Source organism: Microbacterium sp. Leaf161, assembly GCF_001423645.1.
GTDB classification, from domain to species: Bacteria; Actinomycetota; Actinomycetes; order Actinomycetales; family Microbacteriaceae; genus Microbacterium; species Microbacterium forte.
Window position 1 is genome coordinate 2,605,507 of sequence record NZ_LMOW01000001.1, and the last position, 19,537, is coordinate 2,625,043.

16 protein-coding genes are annotated in these 19,537 nt (G+C 65.7%); 10 read left to right on the forward strand and 6 right to left on the reverse strand.

All coding sequences use genetic code 11. The features are described from left to right. From ASF87_RS12365 to ASF87_RS12375, 3 genes are read left to right on the forward strand one after another with little or no spacing between them, the layout of a single operon-like run. Nucleotides 1–891: a glycosyltransferase family 2 protein gene (locus ASF87_RS12365; protein WP_056376213.1), complete on the forward strand. Its 891-nt coding sequence runs from the start codon at nt 1–3 to the stop codon at nt 889–891. 53 nt (nt 892–944) lie between these two features. Further along, entirely contained in the window at nt 945–2,081 is a 1,137-nt protein-coding gene (locus tag ASF87_RS12370) for an NAD-dependent epimerase/dehydratase family protein (RefSeq protein ID WP_056376214.1), read from the forward strand. Continuing rightward, the gene (locus tag ASF87_RS12375) at nt 2,078–3,199 is read left to right on the forward strand and encodes an acyltransferase family protein (RefSeq protein WP_056376215.1); all 1,122 of its coding nucleotides are present in this window, start codon (nt 2,078–2,080) and stop codon (nt 3,197–3,199) included. Before ASF87_RS12370 ends, ASF87_RS12375 begins: the two co-directional genes overlap by 4 nt. Nucleotides 3,200–3,236: 37 nt before the next feature. Here ASF87_RS12375 and ASF87_RS12380 read toward each other — a convergent pair whose 3' ends face one another. Both ASF87_RS12380 and ASF87_RS12385 read right to left on the reverse strand, forming a co-directional pair. Continuing rightward, entirely contained in the window at nt 3,237–3,995 is a 759-nt protein-coding gene (locus tag ASF87_RS12380; protein ID WP_056376216.1) for a glycosyltransferase, read from the reverse strand. After that, a complete protein-coding gene (locus ASF87_RS12385) occupies nt 3,995–5,296 on the reverse strand; it encodes a lipopolysaccharide biosynthesis protein (RefSeq protein ID WP_056376217.1) in 1,302 nt (433 codons plus the stop codon). Before ASF87_RS12385 ends, ASF87_RS12380 begins: the two co-directional genes overlap by 1 nt. 188 nt (nt 5,297–5,484) lie before the next feature. On the opposite strand from ASF87_RS12385, the gene ASF87_RS12390 reads away from it, so the two are divergent. Further along, nucleotides 5,485–6,504, forward strand: a complete 1,020-nt coding sequence (locus ASF87_RS12390) for a glycosyltransferase (protein WP_162238690.1) — start codon at nt 5,485–5,487, stop codon at nt 6,502–6,504. Here ASF87_RS12390 and ASF87_RS12395 read toward each other — a convergent pair. The 4 genes from ASF87_RS12395 to ASF87_RS12410 are packed head-to-tail and all read right to left on the reverse strand — an operon-like array spanning nt 6,482 to nt 10,623. Then, nucleotides 6,482–7,384: a glycosyltransferase gene (locus ASF87_RS12395; protein ID WP_056376219.1), complete on the reverse strand. Its 903-nt coding sequence runs from the start codon at nt 7,382–7,384 to the stop codon at nt 6,482–6,484. The two genes, ASF87_RS12390 and ASF87_RS12395, sit on opposite strands and share 23 nt — an antisense overlap. Beyond that, a complete protein-coding gene (locus tag ASF87_RS12400; protein WP_056376220.1) occupies nt 7,377–7,769 on the reverse strand; it encodes a DUF2304 domain-containing protein in 393 nt (130 codons plus the stop codon). The genes ASF87_RS12395 and ASF87_RS12400 overlap by 8 nt, the downstream gene beginning before the upstream one ends. Continuing rightward, nucleotides 7,766–8,488 (reverse strand): glycosyltransferase family 2 protein, encoded by a 723-nt coding sequence (locus ASF87_RS12405; RefSeq protein WP_056376221.1) that lies wholly within the window; start codon nt 8,486–8,488, stop codon nt 7,766–7,768. The genes ASF87_RS12400 and ASF87_RS12405 overlap by 4 nt, the downstream gene beginning before the upstream one ends. Nucleotides 8,489–8,535: 47 nt before the next feature. Beyond that, the gene (locus tag ASF87_RS12410; protein ID WP_056376222.1) at nt 8,536–10,623 is read right to left on the reverse strand and encodes a hypothetical protein; all 2,088 of its coding nucleotides are present in this window, start codon (nt 10,621–10,623) and stop codon (nt 8,536–8,538) included. A gap of 104 nt (nt 10,624–10,727) precedes the next feature. Between ASF87_RS12410 and rfbA the strand changes: the two genes are divergently transcribed. The 6 genes from rfbA (at nt 10,728) to glf (ending at nt 19,532) form a co-directional block, all read left to right on the forward strand. Beyond that, nucleotides 10,728–11,597: a glucose-1-phosphate thymidylyltransferase RfbA gene (gene rfbA, locus ASF87_RS12415; protein ID WP_056376223.1), complete on the forward strand. Its 870-nt coding sequence runs from the start codon at nt 10,728–10,730 to the stop codon at nt 11,595–11,597. Next, nucleotides 11,597–12,595, forward strand: coding sequence for a dTDP-glucose 4,6-dehydratase (gene rfbB, locus ASF87_RS12420; protein ID WP_056376224.1), 999 nt, complete (start codon nt 11,597–11,599; stop codon nt 12,593–12,595). Before rfbA ends, rfbB begins: the two co-directional genes overlap by 1 nt. A 4-nt stretch (nt 12,596–12,599) precedes the next feature. Continuing rightward, the gene (locus ASF87_RS12425) at nt 12,600–14,015 is read left to right on the forward strand and encodes a sugar nucleotide-binding protein (RefSeq protein WP_056376225.1); all 1,416 of its coding nucleotides are present in this window, start codon (nt 12,600–12,602) and stop codon (nt 14,013–14,015) included. Continuing rightward, complete coding sequence (locus tag ASF87_RS12430) at nt 14,012–16,156, forward strand: acyltransferase family protein (protein WP_082508862.1); 2,145 nt, start codon at nt 14,012–14,014, stop codon at nt 16,154–16,156. The genes ASF87_RS12425 and ASF87_RS12430 overlap by 4 nt, the downstream gene beginning before the upstream one ends. 116 nt (nt 16,157–16,272) lie before the next feature. Next, complete coding sequence (locus tag ASF87_RS12435; RefSeq protein WP_162238691.1) at nt 16,273–18,303, forward strand: acyltransferase family protein; 2,031 nt, start codon at nt 16,273–16,275, stop codon at nt 18,301–18,303. Between the two features lie 92 nt (nt 18,304–18,395). After that, nucleotides 18,396–19,532 (forward strand): UDP-galactopyranose mutase, encoded by a 1,137-nt coding sequence (gene glf, locus ASF87_RS12440; RefSeq protein WP_042541949.1) that lies wholly within the window; start codon nt 18,396–18,398, stop codon nt 19,530–19,532. Nucleotides 19,533–19,537: the final 5 nt, after the last annotated feature.

Sequence of the window (19,537 nt, forward strand, 5' to 3'; positions counted from 1 at the left end):
GTGACTCACGAGATCTTCGTCCCTTTCTGGGGCGAACCCGCACTCCTGTTCGAGACGATCGAATCCGTCCGAGTCCAGAGCGACCCGGACTGGCGGATGGTCGTCATCGACGACTGCTACCCGGATGAGAGCGTCGCCGAGTACTTCGCCACGCTCGGCGATCCGCGGATCGAGTATTCGAGAAATCAGACGAACCTGGGCATCACCGAGAACTACCGGGAGGCGATTCGGCGGGCGTCCAGCGATTTCGTCACAATCCTCGGGTGCGACGATCTCATGCACCCCGAGTACTTGCGAGTCGTGAAGGCAGCGGCGAACCGCGTACCGGGTGTCGACGTCATCCAGCCGGGAGTCCTTGTCATCGACGAGCACGGGCGCGAAGTCGTGCCTCTCGTCGACCGCGTCAAGCAGCGAGTCCTCGCCCCGAAGACCACAGGGGGGATCGCTGTCCTCACGGGAGCGCAGATGGCGACGAGTCTGATCCGGGGGGACTGGCTGTATTGGCCCTCGCTGACCTTCCGCACCTCGACTCTCAAGCGGATCGATTTCCGTGACGGTCTGCCGATCATCCAGGATCTCGCCCTACTGATGGACATCGCCTTCGATGGCGGCTCTCTCGCCTACGTGCCCGAGGTCGTCTTCTCCTACCGGCGACACGGTTCGAGCGCATCGCAGAAGACCCTCCTCGACGGTCGGCGTTTCCGGGACGAGCGCACGTACTACCGGCAAGCGTTCGCGCTGGCGAGAGCTGTCGGCTGGCACGCGACCGCACGTACGGCCCGTGTCCGGCTCATGTCGCGCCTGCACGCGGTCGCCGAGCTGCCCGGCGTCATCATGCACGGCAATCGTGCTGGACTACAATCGACGCTGGCGCACATCTTCACGATATGAGCGCCGGGCTGGCGTGAACTTCGCGCCGGCGAAGGATCCCCGGAGGCCCACTGATGCCTGAGCATGTATTGATCACTGGAGGAGCGGGCTTCATCGGCACGCGTCTCGCCGCCCGGTTCGCGCAGGACGGTCATGCGGTCACAGTGCTCGACTCGCTCATTCCCCAGGTGCATGGGGATGACCCGCAGCAGACATCACCCCTGCTGAGATCGCTGCGGGGTATCGCGGACGTGATCGAGGGCACCGTGACGTCGACCGACGACCTCCGCCGTGCGCTCGAAGGCGCCACTGTCGTGGTGCATCTCGCGGCCGAGACCGGCACGGGTCAGTCGATGTATGAGATCGACCGCTATGTCGAGACCAACGTGGGCGGAACGGCGAAGCTACTCGATGTGCTCGCGAACGAACCCAACTCCGTGCATCGCGTCGTCATCGCGTCGTCCCGATCCATTTACGGGGAGGGCGCGTACCGGACCGGAGACGGACGACTGGTGTATCCAGGTCACCGCGCAGACGCGGACATGGCGGCTGGAGACTTCGATGTGCACCACCCAGGAGAGGGAGTCCTCTCGCTCGTGCCCACCGACGAAGACGCCAAGCTTCATCCGTCGAGCGTGTACGGAATCACCAAGCAGATGCAGGAGTCGCTGGTGATGACCGTGGCGCCGACGATCGGCAAGGACAGCGTCTCTGTTCGATATCAGAACGTGTACGGACCCGGGCAGTCGCTCAAGAACCCCTACACGGGAATCCTGTCGATCTTCTCGACTCTGATCCGCCAGGGCAAAGAAATCAACATCTTCGAGGACGGCGAGGAGAGCCGAGACTTCGTGTACATCGACGATGTCGTCGAGGCGACATTCCTGGCGGCGACCGATCCACGAGCGGCCGGACAGACCTTCAATGTCGGATCCGGGGTCGCCACGACTGTCAACGAAGTCGTCGCCGCGCTCTTCGACGCCTTCGGACGGGACGTCCCGACACGAGTGTCCGGCAACTACCGCCTCGGTGACATACGACACAATGTCGCCGACACGAGTCGTCTCAAGGAGGTGCTCGGCTTCACTCCCCGGACGGAGTTCCGCGAGGGGCTGCGTGCATTCGTCGAATGGGTGCTGTCGGAGCCGATCGAGGTAGACGGATATCAGCGTTCGCTCGATGAGATGAGCAAGAGGAATCTCCTGAAGTGACGCATCCGCTCCTGCGGGCAGAGAAGTTCCCCTACCGTGACAACAGCCTCAATCTCTTTCGTCTGATTCTGGCGTTCCTGGTGCTCTTCGCGCACGCCTTCTACATCGTCGGCCGCTCGGACAGCCCCGGGTTCAACGGTGAGAACCTGGGCGGCTGGGCGGTGATCGGGTTCTTCGTGCTGAGCGGGTTCCTGATCACGCGCTCACGATTCCGATCGGATGCAGGGACCTTCCTCCTGCACCGCATCGCGCGGATTCTGCCCGCGTTCGTGGTCTGCCTGCTCGTGACGGCATTCGTCTTCGCACCGGTGGCTCTCCTGCTGACGAAAGGAACGTTCGACGGGTTCCTCACGACGGGCCCGACGCCCCTGGAGTACGTGTGGGGAAACCTGTTCCTTCACATCGACCAGTACCAGATCGGTGAGTCGCTTGCGACGGTGCCGTATCCGAACGCCTGGAACGGCTCGCTCTGGACGCTGTATTTCGAGTTCCTCTGCTACCTCGTCGTGTGGCTGCTGGGCGGGCTGGCGATCTACCGACGCTCGATCGCTCTCGTCGCGTCGCTCTGGCTGGTCTCGGTGGCACTTCGTGCGACCGTCGCGCTGGGTCATACCGGGGGCCTCGACGAGGACTTCTCGCTTTTCGTGCGCCTCGTCCCATACTTCCTCGGCGGCTCACTGATGTACCTCTTCGTCGAGCGCAGGGGGATCGTCCCCCTGGCCGGCATCCTCGCGATCCCCGCTGCAGCGGCGCTGATGGTCTTCGTGCCTGTGCTGGGCGGACCGTTGGCCGCGCCGCTCTTGGGATACGCGCTGCTCTATCTGTCGACGATCATCCCGCAGCCCTCCTGGATCGCGCACAACGACGTGTCCTACGGCTTCTACATCTACGCGTGGCCCGTCCAGCAACTGGTCCTGATACTGGGTGGCGCGCGTTGGGGACTCGCTGTCTACATCGTCATCACGACGGCCGTGACGTTCGCGCTGGGATGGTTGAGCTGGGTGCTGGTGGAGCGACACTTCATCCGGCTCGTGCGCGGACCACGAGATCGGGAGCGCGAGTCCGTCGAATCCACCTCATCGGTGCCGACGTCCGCGGAGACCACTACAGGCACCTGACCACGCTGCGGTCGACCGCGTGGTCGCGCTGGGACGTCTAGCGGGAGCCCCGCGTTGCGGCCAGTCGGCGTCCTGCCTCTCGCCACAGCCGGACGAGGAGAAGCCTGGAACGCAGGGCGGCGACCAGGCCGCGCGGCCGGGAGGTAGATGCATTGCTGTCGTGGACACGACGGAGCACAGTCGCCTGCTCGAGATGCGTGAGCATGCCGGCGCGGTTCGCGACGGTCGCGATCCACAGGTCATGCGATTCACGGAGGTAGTCCGGGAAGGGCGTGACGAGCGGGAGAAAGTCCCGACGAATCGCCATGGCGCATCCGAAGTACGGAGCATTGCCGGCGAGGATCATGAGCTCGGTGCGCAACGGCCGATGCTCGGCGCTGCCGTGAAGCAGCCACGGGCGACCGGTCAGAGGGGAGCGAAGCGGGGTTCCCGTATCGAGCAACAGCAGATTCGACGCCACGACGCCGAACTTCACCGCGGCGTCGGCGAGCGCGTCGCGTCGACCGGGTACCCAGACGTCGTCCTGATCGCTCAGCAGCAGGACATCTCCGCTGGCGAGGGACAGTGCACGCTCGAAAGAACTGACGTAGCCCAGGTTCTTGGCGTTTCGGAAGACCTCCACGCGCGCATCGCGGTAGGTCTCCAGAAGTGCGACGGTGTCGTCGGTGCTCGCGTCGTCGACTATCACGACCTGATCGTCCGGCCGCAACTCCGCGAGGATCGAATCGAGCTGCTCACGCAGGTACGCAGCGCCGTTGTACGTCGCCATGCAGACGCTCACCGATGGGATGTCCATCACGGAGTCTCCTCTTCGGTCGGGGACCGGGCGTCCCGCGTTGCGGTGGCATCGGATCGGGGAGCGAGGCCGACGCGAGTGGCGAGGGCGATGCACCCGAGCAACGTGGCGGTCTCGCTTGCAGCGAAGCCGATGGCGACGCCGGTCGTTCCAAGCCAGGATCCGAGAACAACCATCAGGGCCACGCCGACGATCGCGGCGAACATGCTGACGGCGAGGACGAAGCCGTCCTTGCGCGCGGGAATGAGGATGTTGCGGATGAGCGGCGTCGACATCGTCACGGCGATGAAGGCGATTCCGAGGAAGTGGAAGGCCGCGGGGTCACCCTGCTTGTCGGCACCGAACAGCAGGCCGCTGAGCAGGGGGCCGAAGATCGCGAGGACGACCCAACCGATTGCCGCGATCACACCCATGACGGCGAAGGCAGCGAGGTTGCGTGAGCGACGGCTCCGAGAATCCGTGGTCTCCAGGACCCACCCCTGAAGCGCGTTCCCGGCGGCGGACACCCCGAGCGTGCCGTAGCGATAGATGCGGTCGCTCGACGCGTAGGCGGCGACATCGACGGGCGAGGCGATGAGCCCGGCGACGGGAACAGGCGCATTCTGGTAGAGGCTGCCGATCGACTCGACGCCCCACGCCGCTTTCATGTCGCCGACGTCCGATCGCAGACGTGCGATTCCCGGCCAGGTCGGCCACAGACGATGCAACACGCGTCGATGGAACGCGAGCGTGCCCAGCACGATCGAGAGGCTCAGCAGTACTCCGTACCAGAGCACGTTCTGCGTCACGAGGACGACGACGATCGCGGCGGCAGTGGCGATGCCCCGTGGCACGACCTCATACCAGAGCGCTATGCGGGGCGATGAGACGCCGACGGCATACCAGCTGAGACCGATGCCGTTGAGGGCTCCCGCGACGGCGAAGGCAGCGGCTACAGCCCAGGACGACGTGGGAGAGATGAGCGAGGCCACGACCGCGCTCAGCAACGACGCCACGATCACGACCGCAGCCCGGATGTAGAAGGAACGGCCGTATAGGGCACGGCGGTCGTCGTCGGAGCTCGCCATTGCCACGAGCGGCGTTCCGAGGATGTTCCATCCGACGAGACCGATCGCGCCCGCGAAGGTTCCGACTCCGAGGCCGATATTGAGTGCGGTCCAGTCGTCGGTGCTCGACGCACGCGACATGAAGGGAAGCGCGATGAGAGGAAGGACCGAGGCGAGGAAGGGCAGCGTTGAGAATCCGATGAGTCGACGAGCCAGTGCGCTCGCCGGCGACGGTGTCGGCCGTGCTCCACTCATAGGGCGACACCGGTCGACGGTGCTGCGAACCGGGCAGTCGCCTCGATCGAGCACGGGTGAGGGAGGGCCCGGGACATGAAATCATCCTACGGCCTCCCGTGCACGACCACCTGGGAGCGCGAGTCGCAGCGGCTCGTTCGGGCATGCCCGTAGACTTGACGAGACCCGACGAGCTCTTGCGAGGAACGATGGCGCATACGCCTGGCCGTGGAGCGATTGTGCTCGCCGCATACGACCCCCACCCCGAGCTCTTCGCTCGGCAGATCCGCTCCCTGCGGTCTCAGACCGTGACTGACTGGGAGTGCATCATCTCGGTCGACGGCGATGATGCGACCGTGCGCAGGATTCTTGATGAGGTCGCCGCCGACGACCATCGCTTCCGCGTGCTCGCCGATGGTGATCGACTCGGGTTCTATCTCAACTTCGAGCGGGGGCTGCGAGCTGTTTCGCCCGGCACCGCCTGGGTCGCGCTGTGCGATCAGGACGACTCCTGGTACCCGGAGAAGCTCGAAGTGCTGCTCCCGCACCTCGAGGACGTCGACCTGGTGTCGGGCCAGGCCCGACTGATCACGTACCCGGACGAGATCGTGACCGGGCAGACGGACCGCCGAGATCTCGGACCGATCATGACGTTGCTCAACAATCAGTTCACCGGGTCGCTCTGCGTCCTCCGAGGCGACCTGATCGAGCCGTCGCTTCCGTTCCCGCGCATGTCCACGCGTGCGGCTGCTCACGATCACTGGCTCGCCGCACTCGCAGGAGCGACCAGGGGGACCCGTGTCATCGATGTCGTGGTTCAGGACTACGTCCAGCACGCGAACAACGTCTTCGGTGACCCGAGCCGCATGGGCGCTACGACGCGGCTCTCTGCGCTCAGAGTGGCTTGGCGCAACGCACGGGCGTTCACCGAGCGCTACGAGGGCTCTTCGAGCCTTCCCGCCATGCTCAGGATGCTCTTCCGGGTCTATGTCGGCTGGCGCCAGCTTCTCGCCGATACCGTGGCGGAGCGGACGGGCGATCCGAGGACTCCCGTCAGTGCCTTCGGCGTCGAGCGTCGGTTCTGGCCGACGGTCCGTTTGCTCCGCCGAGCGCGCAGACGCGGTTACGTTGCCAGTCGGTTCGTGCTCGAGTACCTCGCCAGCTGGATCGCTGGCGTCTTCGTCGACGGTCGCTCCTCCACGAGGATCACTTCGCGACCGACCAGCTGATGCGGGCGGCGGCCACCTGCGTCTTCGCGGGAGCACGTCCGCCACGGCCGAGGCAGCCGTCCACCGCTCCGCGGAAGAGCACGGCCGCCATGAGACGACGCGGTCTCGCGGACGCCGCGACCAGCGCGAAGTAAGCGAGGTCGATAGCCAGATCCGTGACCATGCGCAGCGGCGCGGTGCGCAGGTAGCGACGGGTGAGGATGAGTCGGTTGCGCATCCGGTAGTAATACCGGAAGGGTGTGCTCACCATCGTCGAGATCGTCGGGGGGAGTGGTGAGAAGGGGCGGAGAGGCGCCGGTCGCCCCAGTTCATGGTCGATGCGAGTGGGGGCGGCGATGATGCGGTACCCGAGGGTCATCGACCGCAACTCGTAGTCGGTGTCCACGAGATCGATGAACAGCGCCTCGTCAAACCCTCCGACAGAATCGAAGGCCTCGCGCGGAATCAGCATGCCCGATTGGATGACTCGTCGGGCCACGGGCAGGGCGTCGTCCGATCGGGTCTGTCGAACCTCCGCGAACTGTGCGGGCACCACTCCCGAGACCCGTTGTCCGGCGGAGGACGCCTGCTTCCACGTCGCATGCAGAACGCGGAGGGTGTCGGGCGACGGCGTCGAATCCTGATCGAAGGTGACGACAGCAGCAGCGCCGTCCTCGAACGCGACGGCGATGGCCGCGTTCAGCGCTGCGGCGATCCCGTCGTTCGTGGGCCGACGCAACACTCGGGCTCCCTCGTCGAGGAGCCGGGGGAAGACGTCGTGCGGATCACCACCACCGTCATCGACGACGACGATCGGATGCTGAGGCGCGACACCACGCACCGTCTCGATGAGGGACGGCGTCGGGTTGAAGGTGCTGAAGACGAGTGCGAGATCACTCATCGTCGGTGATCTGACGATCCCTGGCGAGAGCCTTGAGCTCGGCGACATCCGCCTCCAGCCGGCTCTGCGCCAACCGTGCAATGGCCGCCTCCTCCGCCAGGCGGCGGAGGCGTTCCTCGGTGCGAGTCAGCTCCCAGGAGAGGTGCAGTGAGGCGGCGAGCAGCAGCGTTATGGCGAGCGTGAAGATCAGATTCGCGGGCAGCTGGAACCCGAGCGCAAGCGTCAGCCACTGGAGTGCGGCCGGGAAGATCCCCAGCAGAAGGACCGCGAGTCCGATCACCAACCATACCACTGCGTACTTCTCGCGCAGCTGACGTCTGAGCAGCATCGCGGTCACGGCCCCGACGATGAGGAGGCCGAGTACGAGGGCGCCGATGGAGATCATGCGCGGCCTCGCATCGGACGTCGGACCACTGCGAGCGTCATGGCGAAGATCGACCTCGCGAGGTAGACGGCGGAGCCGATGAAACCCTGGCTCGGGTTGCCAGACATCCGCGGACGCATGGCGACGGCCACCTGCGTCACGGTGAGGTTCGCGTGGATCGCGGCGACCAGGCTGTCGATGGTGTCTCCGAGATACTCGGCAGGGTAGTAGGTGACGTACTGGTCGATCGCTCGCCGGTTCGCCGCCCGGAATCCGCTCGTGACGTCTGTGAGCTTCGTGCGCGCGATTCGAGAGATCGCTCCGGCGAGGAACACCATCGCCCATCTCCGCGGTCCGCTCGCCTGGTAGGTCCCGACTTCGGCGAAGCGCGCGCCGATCGAGATGTCGGCCGACTTCAGACCGGAGAGGATCCGTGCGATGTCCTCAGGGTTGTGCTGGCCGTCCGCGTCGACCTGGATCGCGACGTCGTAATCGTGACGCTGTGCGTACGCGTACCCCGTGCGCATGGCCCCGCCCACGCCCATGTTGTAGGGCAGTGTGAGTACATCCGCTCCCGCACTCCGAGCGACGAGACCCGTGTCGTCCGTGGATCCGTCGTCGACCACGACGATGTCGGCATCCGGAAGGGTGGCCCTGATCTCAGCCACCGTGGTTCCGACGTTGTTCGCCTCGTTCCACGCGGGCACGATTATCAACAGTCGTTCGCTAGCCGAGCCCATGGATCCCATTCTAGAGGCATCGCCCTCTCCGAATCCTGGAGCCGGACTCAAGGGATCGGCGTTCCGAACTGGTAGCTCGCGCGGTAGGCGGCGGGCAGCGCTTCTACCGACGGCCAGCGTGGTGCTGCCAGACGGATGAGGGTGGCTGAGGACTGCACGTGCCGCAGGACGCCCTTCTCGACGTAGTACGTCTCGGGAGTGCCGATCGTCACGAAGGTGCCGTCTGCGAGAAGCGGAGCACCCACGCCGAAACCGCCGCGGGTGTCAGCGGTCCACGTGAGGAAATACAGGGGGCGGCCCGCGTTGGCCTCGCTCAGCCGTTGCTGGCTGCGCACGTGTCGGAGCTGAGTGCCCTGGATGAGATAGACGGGGTCGGCGCCGGCGGCTTTTGCGAACACGGCCTCGCTGATGGTGCGTCCGGTCTTGGGGATGCGAGTGCAGAGGGAATCGGGAAGAGCTGTCACGGTCGCTCCAGCCGTCGCCTTCTGGATTCGAGTGAGACCACCACCATCGACGGCGTACTGAGAACCGGCGCAGGACACGAAGGCCGAGAACTTCGCATTCATGGGCTTGTTCTTCGCGAGGGTCCCGCTGGGCACGATCCCCGCGTCCTTGATCCCGGCGTCACGCGCGAGGCCCCAGGCAGGTAGATGGATGATCTCGGCGCCGGTGCCGGCGACGTAGACATCAGGCGAGCCGTTCTCGCGCACCGTCATGCCAGCCGGCAGGATCGCGAGGCCCACAGGGATCGCATTCGCGTTGGCCGTCGGGATCGTCGCGACGTACGCGCGGTCCGCCGCGCTGAGCTGGGCCCAGGCGAACTGGTTCACCACATGCCGCTTGGTCGCGTTCTCCCAGCGGAAGTACCTGTCGTCGTTCTCCGCCTTGAAGTAGGCGCCCACCGGCGTCCCCGTCCGGAATCCGTCGACCAGAGTCGCGGGCAGCGAGGTGTATGCAGACATGCTGAAGCCGAGGCGCGTGACGTGATCTGCAGACGCGAAGTGGTGCTTCGAGCCGTCCGGTTCGACGAGGAACATGCCGCCGTTCCTGCTGTCGCGGATGAACCGGGTGGCGGTGCCGCCGTTCGGGATCGCGGCGACGGCGGCCGCGCTCTCGGTGCGATACCAGCCGAGGACCGCCATGTACGCCGCCAGGTCGGTGCTGTTGGTCACGTGCAGCTTCTTCTGGTCGGCCACGAGATAGATCTCGTTGGCGTTGTTCGCCTTGATGAGGCGGATCGCCGGGACCTGCGTCGATCCGAACCAGTCAGTGAAGTACTGGTAGAAGTTGCGGTTGCCGTAGCTCGAGCAGCCGTCGCCCTTACCGTAGCCCGCCGCCAGTGACGCACGGTTCGGCTGGTACGGCGTGTAGTAGTAGAGCGCAGACGTGGCGACGTTCTCGATGTACACAGGGGCGCGGCCGCAGCTCGCGGTGGGGTGGTAGAGCACGTTCCACGTCTTGCCGGGGGCGTAGTACGTGAACCACCGGCCCTCCGCATAGATCTTCATCTGGCGTGCGGCGCCGTACACCTGATAGAAGAATCCCGCGTACGCGGGGTCGCACCCTGCGGTGTCCGGGCAGCCCTGCCCCATCGCGATGCGGAAGCGTGTGGCGTCCGGATACACGTGGGTGACGAGGCTCTGCTCCTTCTCCAGCATCGTGAGAAGGACCTGCGGGTTGATGCCGCAGGACTGCGCGACCTTGAAGATGATCGTCGACGCATACTCGCTGAGCCCCGCCGTGTACCCGTTGCAGTAAGCGTCGGGTGCCTTGTTCGGTGTGTGCTGCGAGTAGCTCTTCAGACACGCGTAGCTCGAGCGGCAGACCTTCACCTTGCTCTCGAGGAACGCGTTGATCTGTGCGACGTTCATCGTCGAGCTGTCGAAGAAGACGGCGTCCGAGATGATGTTCCCGGGGCGGAACTTCGAGAGGTCCGCCGTCTTGCGGATCGAGGTGTCCACGGGGGTCGCTGCCGCAGCCGATGACGTCAGCGCTGTCGCTGCGGCGGACAGACCGCCGGAGGATGAGGGCGAGACGGCGCTGGCCGGCGTCGCCACGAGCAGGGATGCGGCGAGGACGACAGCCGCTGCACTGGCGAGGAGGCCGAGCAGGTGGGGGGATTTTGAGCCGGTCACTTGCTCATTGTGACGGAAATGTACCCACGATGCCAGTGTGAACGATGTGACGCAAGTAAATCGTGTCTTTCTGAGTCCCAGCTGGGATGTGGCACGATATGGGGGTGAAAGGCATAATTCTCGCTGGCGGCTCAGGCACTCGACTGCACCCGATTACGATCGGCATATCCAAGCAGCTGATTCCTGTGTACGACAAGCCGATGGTCTACTACCCGCTGTCGACGCTGATGCTGGCGGGGATCCGGGACATCCTGATCATCACCACGCCCCACGACGCCGAACAGTTCGAGCGTCTGCTCGGTGACGGTTCGCAGTTCGGGGTGAATCTGACGTTCGCGCAGCAGCAGTCACCGGATGGTCTCGCACAGGCCTTCGTCATCGGCGCGGACTTCATCGGCGACGACAGGGTCGCCCTCGTGCTCGGCGACAACCTGCTCTACGGTCCGGGCCTCGGCACCCAGCTCAAGCGCTATACGGACGTCGAGGGCGGTGCGGTGTTCGCCTACTGGGTGGCAGAGCCCAACGCCTACGGCGTCGTCGAGTTCGATGCCGACGGTCGCGCCGTCTCCCTCGAGGAGAAGCCGGAGCACCCGAAGAGCAACTACGCCGTGCCCGGACTCTACTTCTACGACAACGACGTGGTCGAGATCGCCCGCAACCTGGAGCCGAGTGCTCGCGGCGAATACGAGATCACCGACATCAACCGCGCCTATCTCGAGCGCGGCGGACTGCAGGTCGAGGTGCTCCCTCGCGGAACGGCGTGGCTCGACACCGGGACTTTCGACCAGATGGCGGATGCCGGCGACTACGTGCGCACCATGGAGCGCCGCACCGGCCTGCGCATCGGCGTGCCGGAAGAGGTCGCCTGGCGTCAGGGTTTCCTCACCGACGACGACCTGCGTGAACGGGCCACGAAGCTCGTGAAGTCCGGCTACGGAACCTACCTGCTCGAGACCCTGGAAAGAGGTCGTTGATGTCGAACATCCTCGTCACCGGAGGCGCCGGTTTCATCGGCTCGAACTTCGTTCACTACGCGGTCGAGCACACCGACCACACGGTCACAGTCCTCGACGCACTGACCTACGCGGGCAACCGCGCTTCGCTCGCGGGGCTCCCCGAAGACCGTGTGCGGTTCGTGCACGGCGACATCACCGATGCCGAGCTCGTCGACGGGCTCACCGCCGAGGCGGATGCGGTGGTCCACTATGCGGCGGAGTCGCACAACGACAACTCGCTGCACAGCCCCCGTCCCTTCCTGGACACCAACATCATCGGCACGTACACGCTGCTCGAAGCGGCGCGCAAGCACGAGACGCGGTTCCACCACATCTCGACCGATGAGGTCTACGGCGACCTCGAGCTCGACGACCCCGAGCGGTTCACCGAACAGACCCCGTACAACCCGTCGTCGCCGTACTCGTCGACCAAGGCTGGCAGCGATCTGCTCGTCCGCGCCTGGGTCCGCTCGTTCGGTGTGCAGGCGACGATCTCGAACTGCTCGAACAACTACGGGCCGTATCAGCACGTCGAGAAGTTCATCCCGCGTCAGATCACCAACGTGATCCGCGGCATCCGGCCCAAGCTCTACGGGGCGGGTGAGAACGTCAGGGACTGGATCCACGCGAACGACCACTCGTCTGCGGTTCTGACGATCCTCGAGAAGGGGCAGATCGGCGAGACGTATCTGATCGGCGCTGACGGCGAGCGGAACAACAAGGACGTCGTCGAGCTGATCCTCGAAGAGATGGGCCAGCCGCGAGACGCGTACGACCACGTCACGGATCGGGCCGGTCACGACCTGCGGTACGCGATCGACTCCACGAAGCTCCGGACGGAGCTGGGCTGGAAGCCGGAGTTCGCCGACTTCGAGTCCGGGCTTGCGGCGACCATCGAGTGGTACCGCGACAACGAGTCGTGGTGGGCCCCTTCCAAGGATCAGACCGAGGCGTTCTACGCCTCGAAGGGACAGTGACCCGATGAGCGAGATCGACTTCGGCAAGTCCTTGCGCCGCACCGAGACGACGATTCCGGGTCTGGAGATCTTCGATCTGCCGGTCCACGGCGATTCTCGAGGGTGGTTCAAGGAGAACTGGCAGCGCGAGAAGATGACCGCGCTCGGCCTCGCCGATTTCGGCCCGGTCCAGAACAACGTCTCCTTCAACGATGCCGTGGGGACGACTCGCGGCATCCACGCCGAGCCATGGGACAAGTGGGTGTCGATCGCGACCGGCCGTATCTTCGGCGCCTGGGTCGACCTGCGCGAAGGCCCGACGTTCGGCGCCGTCTTCACCGCCGAGCTCGATCCCTCCAAGGCCATCTTCGTGCCACGAGGTGTCGGCAACTCGTACCAGACCCTCGAGCCCGATACGGCCTACACGTATCTGGTGAACGACCACTGGTCGCCGGACGCGTCCTATTCGTTCCTGAACCTCGCAGACGAGACTGCCGCGATCGAGTGGCCCATCCCGCTTGCGGATGCCGAGGTGTCTGCGAAGGATCTCGCGCACCCGCGCCTCGCCGACGTGCAACCGGTCGCTCCGCGGAAGACTCTCGTGATCGGCTCGGCAGGACAGCTGGGAACAGCGCTGCGGGCCGAATTCGACGGCGTGCGGAGCGTCGAATGGACGACGCGTGACGATTTCGATCTCGGGTCGACGACGCTCGCCGAGGCGCGCCGCTGGCGCGACTACGACACGATCATCAATGCGGCCGCATACACGGCCGTCGATCGCGCGGAGACGCCGGACGGCAGGCGCGACGCCTGGGCGGTCAACGCCGCAGGGCCGGCCGCCCTGGCTCGCATCGCCGCAGAGCACGGGATCACGCTCGTGCATGTGTCGAGCGACTACGTGTTCGATGGATCTGCCGATCTGCCGTACACCGAGGACGACCTCGTGTGTCCTCTCGGCGTCTATGGTCAGTCCAAGGCGGCCGGTGATCTCGCGGTCTCGACGGCGCCTCGTCACTACATAGTCCGCACCTCCTGGGTGATCGGGAGCGGAAACAACTTCGTCCGCACCATGGCCTCGCTGGCAGAGAAGGGCGTGGACCCGAAGGTCGTCGACGACCAGCGCGGGCGCCTCACGTTCGCGACCGAGATCGCCCGCCTCATCCGCACGCTGGTCGAGACCCGTCCGTCGTTCGGCGTCTACAACCTGACTTCCGAGGGCGAGGTCGTCACCTGGGCCGACGTCGCCCGCCGTGTGTTCGAGCTCGCAGGGCATGATCCGGCACGGGTCACAGGTGTCTCGACGGAACAGTACTTCGCCTCCGCGACGTCGCCTGTCGCCCCCCGCCCGCTGAACAGCGTGCTCGATCTGACGCGAGTGCACAGCATCGGCTTCACGCCTCGCACGGGAGACGAACTTCTTCGGGAGTATCTCTCGCCGTGAGCGCGTCGTTGCGGACCGCGGATACTCTCGTCGCGGCTCCGAAGGCGCGGGTCTTCCGCACCGACATCCAGGCGCTTCGCGCCGTGGCCATCGGCTTGGTCGTGCTCAACCACCTCTGGCCGGTTCGCCTCCCAGGCGGCTACGTCGGCGTCGACGTCTTCTTCGTGATCTCCGGCTTCCTCATCACAGGACACCTCGTGGGGGAGATGCGGCGGACCGGGGGAGTGCGACTCGGGGCATTCTACGCGCGACGGATCCGGCGACTGCTTCCGGCCGCGTTTCTCGTACTCGCAGTGTCACTCGTGCTCATGGTCGTGCTGCTTCCCTACCCTCGGTGGGAGCGGGGCGCCTGGGAGGTCGCGGCGAGTGCGGGGTACGTCGAGAACTGGTTCCTGGCATCGATGTCGGTCAACTACTCGGCGATCAACGATGCGGCGAGCGTCGTCCAGCACTATTGGTCGCTGTCGGTCGAGGAGCAGTTCTACATCGTCTGGCCGTTGCTGCTGTTGGCAGCGCTCGCCGTGTCGCGGCGGACCGCGGCCCCGGCCACGAGGCGAGGAACAAGGGCGAGGACCGGCAACGCCCTGATCGCGGTCGTGGCCGGGGTGGGACTGCTCTCCTTCGCCGCCAGCGTGGTCTACACGACCGTCGCGCCATCCCAGGCGTACTTCGCGACATTCACGCGTGGGTGGGAGTTCGCCGTCGGCGGGGCGATCGCGATTTTCGGAAGCCGGATTCCGCTCGGACGTGCGGCCGCTGAGATCGTCAGTCTGTTCGGGTTCGCCCTCATCGTCTTCGCCGCTCTCGTCTACGATCACACGACTGCTTTTCCCGGGTACACCGCGCTGGTGCCTGTGCTCGGCACCGCGGCGGTGATCCTCGCCGGAGGTGGATTCGCATCTCTGTGGCACGCGAAGGTGACGGCTCTGCGTCCCGTGCAGTGGGTCGGCGGGATCTCGTACTCTCTGTATCTGTGGCATTGGCCGCTCATCGTCGTCGCGCCGTTCGTGATCGGGGGCGAGGCGACCACGCTCTCCAAGCTCGCGGTGCTGGCGACCGCACTCGTTCTGGCGGCGCTGACGAAGCGGTTCGTCGAGGACGCGGGCCAGACATGGGGGTACTGGCGTGGCTCCTCGCGCCGGGCGTTCGGGCTCATGGTCACCGGGATGATCATCATCGCGGCTCTCGTGGCCGGCGTGCTCGCGTCGTACAACGGGCAGGTCGAGGGCGACCGCCCGCCCGACGATGTCATCGCATCGACCTGCGAAGGGCCTTCGGCGCTCGCACCGGGGGCCGAGTGCGCCGACCCGTTCGGGGCTGCGGACTACTCGGTGATGACGGAGAAGAATGAGTACTTCTACACCCCTGCCGAGTGCGGCGACTTCATGCCGATCCTCACCTACGGAGATCTGAAGACCACACACGAGTGCGACTTCTCGCGTGGCGTGCAGGATCCGACCCGGGTCTGGCTGGTCGGAGACTCGCACGCACAGCAGTGGCAGGGAGCCGTGTTCGACATGGCCGAGAAGAACGGCTGGATCGTTTACACGAGCTACTACGGGGGATGCCCGGTGGCCGACGTCGAGTTCACCGGATTCCGCAGCGAGTGGGGTGCCGCCGATGTCGAGAGGTGTCGCGAATGGTCCCGCGATCTGGTCGAGACCATCATCGAAGACGACCCCGATCTCGTCATCACCGCGATGGCTTCGCGGCTTCAGCTGGTGGATGACGGGAGCGATAGGCCTCAGATCGATCAGATGTCGCAAGGGCTGTCGGCGTACTGGGCGCGCTGGAACGAAGCGGGCATCAAGGTGCTCGCGATCGCGGATCCGCCGTTCAACGGCGAGGTCAGAAGCCCCGACTGCGTTCTCCTCAACACCGACGAGCCGCAGTCGTGTGCGCGACCGCGCGCTGTGGCGCACCCCGCCGACCCGATCGTCGCCGCCGGTGCAGCAGCCGGATCGGCGTCGATCAGCGTGCTGGATCTGACGGACCGCTTCTGCGACGCGACCTCGTGCTATGCCGTGGTGGGCGGTATCCCCGTCTACTACGACGCGGATCACCTCAACCTCGAGTACGTCAGGCTGCTCGGACCCGAGATCGACGCAGCGACCGAGCGGTTGCTGGCGGAGAACGGATAGGCTGAACGGGGCAGACGGTCGACCCGAGACGACTGCGGCGACACCCACCGCCGATGCGCCCACTCTCCATGAACCCGACGCGACCGATATGGCTTCGGCCTCCCGAGGCTGACTCCGTGCGCTCTGCGACATACCGCGCGGACATCGACGGTCTCCGCGCGCTCGCGATTCTGCTCGTCGTGGCCTACCACGTGTGGCTGGGCCGCGTCTCGGGCGGAGTCGACGTCTTCCTGATGGTGTCGGCGTTCTTCCTCACCGCGTCGTTCGTACGGCGGGTCGAGACCCGGCGCCCGCTCACACTCGGGTCGTTCTGGCTGCGCCGCTTCCGACGGCTGCTGCCCGCAGCCGCCGTGACGATCGTCGGTGTACTCGGCGTCGCGCTCGCGGCGTATCCGCAGACCGAGTGGCCGCGCGTCTGGCGTGAAGCCTGGTCGAGCCTCTTCTACGTCGAGAACTGGATGCTGGCGCTGTCGGAGGTCGACTACTACGCGCGCGAGTCCGTCACGCCCAGTCCGTTCCAGCACTTCTGGTCACTGTCGGTCCAAGGGCAGGTCTTCATCCTCTGGCCGCTGATCATCTCGGCGGTGTGGCTGGTGCTCCGCGGCCGACGCCGCATGATCGTCCCCGCCTTGACGGTGGTGTTCGGCGCCATCTTCATCGCCTCACTCGGGTTCTCGGTCGTCGAGACGATGCGAGCCCAGTCGTTCGCCTACTTCGACACGCGGACGCGATTGTGGGAGTTCGCGGCCGGCTCGCTCGTCGCACTCGCTCTTCCCTACGTCCGTGTCCGTCCGGCGATCGGGGCGATCCTCGGATGGATCGGCATCGTCGGCATCGTGATGTGCGGAATCGTGCTCGACGTGCAGGGCGGATTCCCCGGGTATCTCGCTCTGTGGCCGGTGATCTGCACGGCGCTCGTCATCGTCGCCGGGCGTGACCGCCCGCGAGGCGGCCCTGCGATGATCCTCGAGTCAGCGTCGTTGCGCTACGTCTCACGCGACGCGTATGCGCTCTATCTCGTGCATTGGCCCGTGCTCGTGACGTGGATGATGCTGACCGGCCGCAGCGAGCCGGGATGGCTCGCCGGCGTCGGAATCGTCCTCGTGTCCTTCGTGCTCGCGAGACTCGTGTCGATGCTGGTCGAGAGGCCGGTTCGAGACTCCGCCGTCCTCGATCGCTCGCATCGGCTCGGTGCGCTCGTTCTCGCCGCGTCCGTTCTCGCCGTCGCCGCACCGCTCACCGCGTGGCAGCTCACGATCGAGCAGCGTGAGGCAGCGCTGGTGACCGACCACACAGACGGATACCCGGGGGCTGCGCAGATCGATACGCCGATCGACCTCTCTGGCCAAGATCTACCGCTGATCCCGCTGGCGACGGCGCTCGATGAGGAGTGGGTGGATCTGAAGGGCAGCTGTGCGGGCGAGCTCGAGCCTCTGACGCCGGCGCTGCAGGGCAGCTGCGTTCAGACCGCGAATGCAGGGGCGTCGGATGCATGGCGGGTGCTCGTGATGGGGGACTCGCACGCCCAGCAGCTCATGTCGCCGCTCACGGTCGTCGCCGACGAGCAGGGGTGGGGCGTCGTCGCCCTGTTGAAGGGGGGATGCGCGATCGGCATCGGTGCACCGATCCGGTCCGATGCCGCACCTCCGTGCGAGGAGTGGCGCGCCGCTGCGATCGAGTACGCGACGAGGGTGCAGCCCGATGCTGTGTACCTCGTCGTGACTCGGGCTGATCCCGCGTCTCCCGAGGTGCTCGTGGAGGGAATCCGAGAGATCGCCGACGAGCTCACCGCGCACGGGATTCAGGTGATCGCCGTGCGTGACAATCCGCGCTTCGACTTCGACATGTACCAGTGCGCGCTGGAGGAGTCGGAGATCGCTCCCGGCGCTGATGCAGCATCGTGCGACGTTCCCGAGCCCGGGTTCGCCGTCGGGGAGAATCTCGACGATCTCGCGGCGGCCGAGGGGATCACCGCTGTGGACTTCCGCCCCTGGCTATGCCCCGAGGGCGTGTGTCGAGGATCCATCGGCAACATCGCCGTGTACATCGACGACAATCACATCTCCGACTCATACGGGCGCACTCTCGCTCCGATGCTGCGGGAGATGCTGGGGGTCGGGGAGCCCCGCGGCGCCGAGTCGCGCTGACAGGTTGCTCGGAGTCCGCTGCCGGTAGAGTTGTCTGCTGTGTGCCGCGCGATGCCGTGCGGATCTGAGCCTCGTGGGCAGAAAGCAGCAACATGGATCTTCTTGTCGTCGGGTCGGGCTTCTTCGGCCTCACCATCGCAGAACGTGCCGCCAACGCCGGCCGCAAGGTCACGGTCATCGACCGTCGCCACCACATCGGCGGGAACGCCTACAGTGAGGCGGAGCCCGAGACGGGCATCGAGGTCCATCGCTACGGCGCCCATCTCTTCCACACCTCGAACGCCACGGTGTGGGAGTACGTGAACCGGTTCACGAGCTTCACGAACTACGTGCATCGGGTCTACACGACGCACAAGGGAACGGTCTTCCCGATGCCGGTGAACCTCGGCACGATCAACCAGTTCTTCCAGTCGGCCTACACGCCCGACCAGGCGCGGGCCCTCGTGCGCGAGCAGGCGGGGGAGTTCGACGTCAAGACGGCCGCCAACTTCGAAGAGAAGGGCATCGCCCTCGTCGGGAGGCCGCTGTTCGAGGCGTTCTTCAGGGACTACACCGCCAAGCAGTGGCAGACCGACCCGCAGAAGCTCTCGGGCGACATCATCAGCCGGCTCCCCGTGCGCTACACCTACGACAACCGCTACTTCAACGACACGTGGGAGGGCCTGCCGACAGACGGCTACACCGCGTGGATCGAGCGGATGGCCGATCACCCCAACATCGAGGTGAAGCTGAACGTCGACTACTTCGACGAGAGTCAGCCGCTGAACAAGAAGGCGACGGTCGGGCAGCTGCCCATCATCTACACGGGTCCCGTGGACCGCTACTTCGACTACACGGCGGGCGCCCTCAGCTGGCGCACGCTCGACTTCGAGCAGGAGGTGCTGAACATCGGCGACTTCCAGGGCACCAGCGTGATGAACTACCCGGACATGGACGTGCCCTACACGCGCATCCACGAGTTCAAGCACTTCCACCCGGAGCGCAAGGACGTCTACGAATCCGACAAGACCGTCATCATGCGCGAGTTCTCTCGTTTCGCGAACCGCGAGGACGAGCCGTACTATCCCGTGAACACCCCGACGGACCGCGACGGCCTGCTCGCATACCGTGAGCTCGCGAAGGGGGAGCGGGACGTGCACTTCGGCGGACGCCTCGGCACTTATCAGTACCTCGACATGCACATGGCCATCGGCTCGGCGCTGTCGCTGTGGAACAACTCGCTCTCGTAGACTCG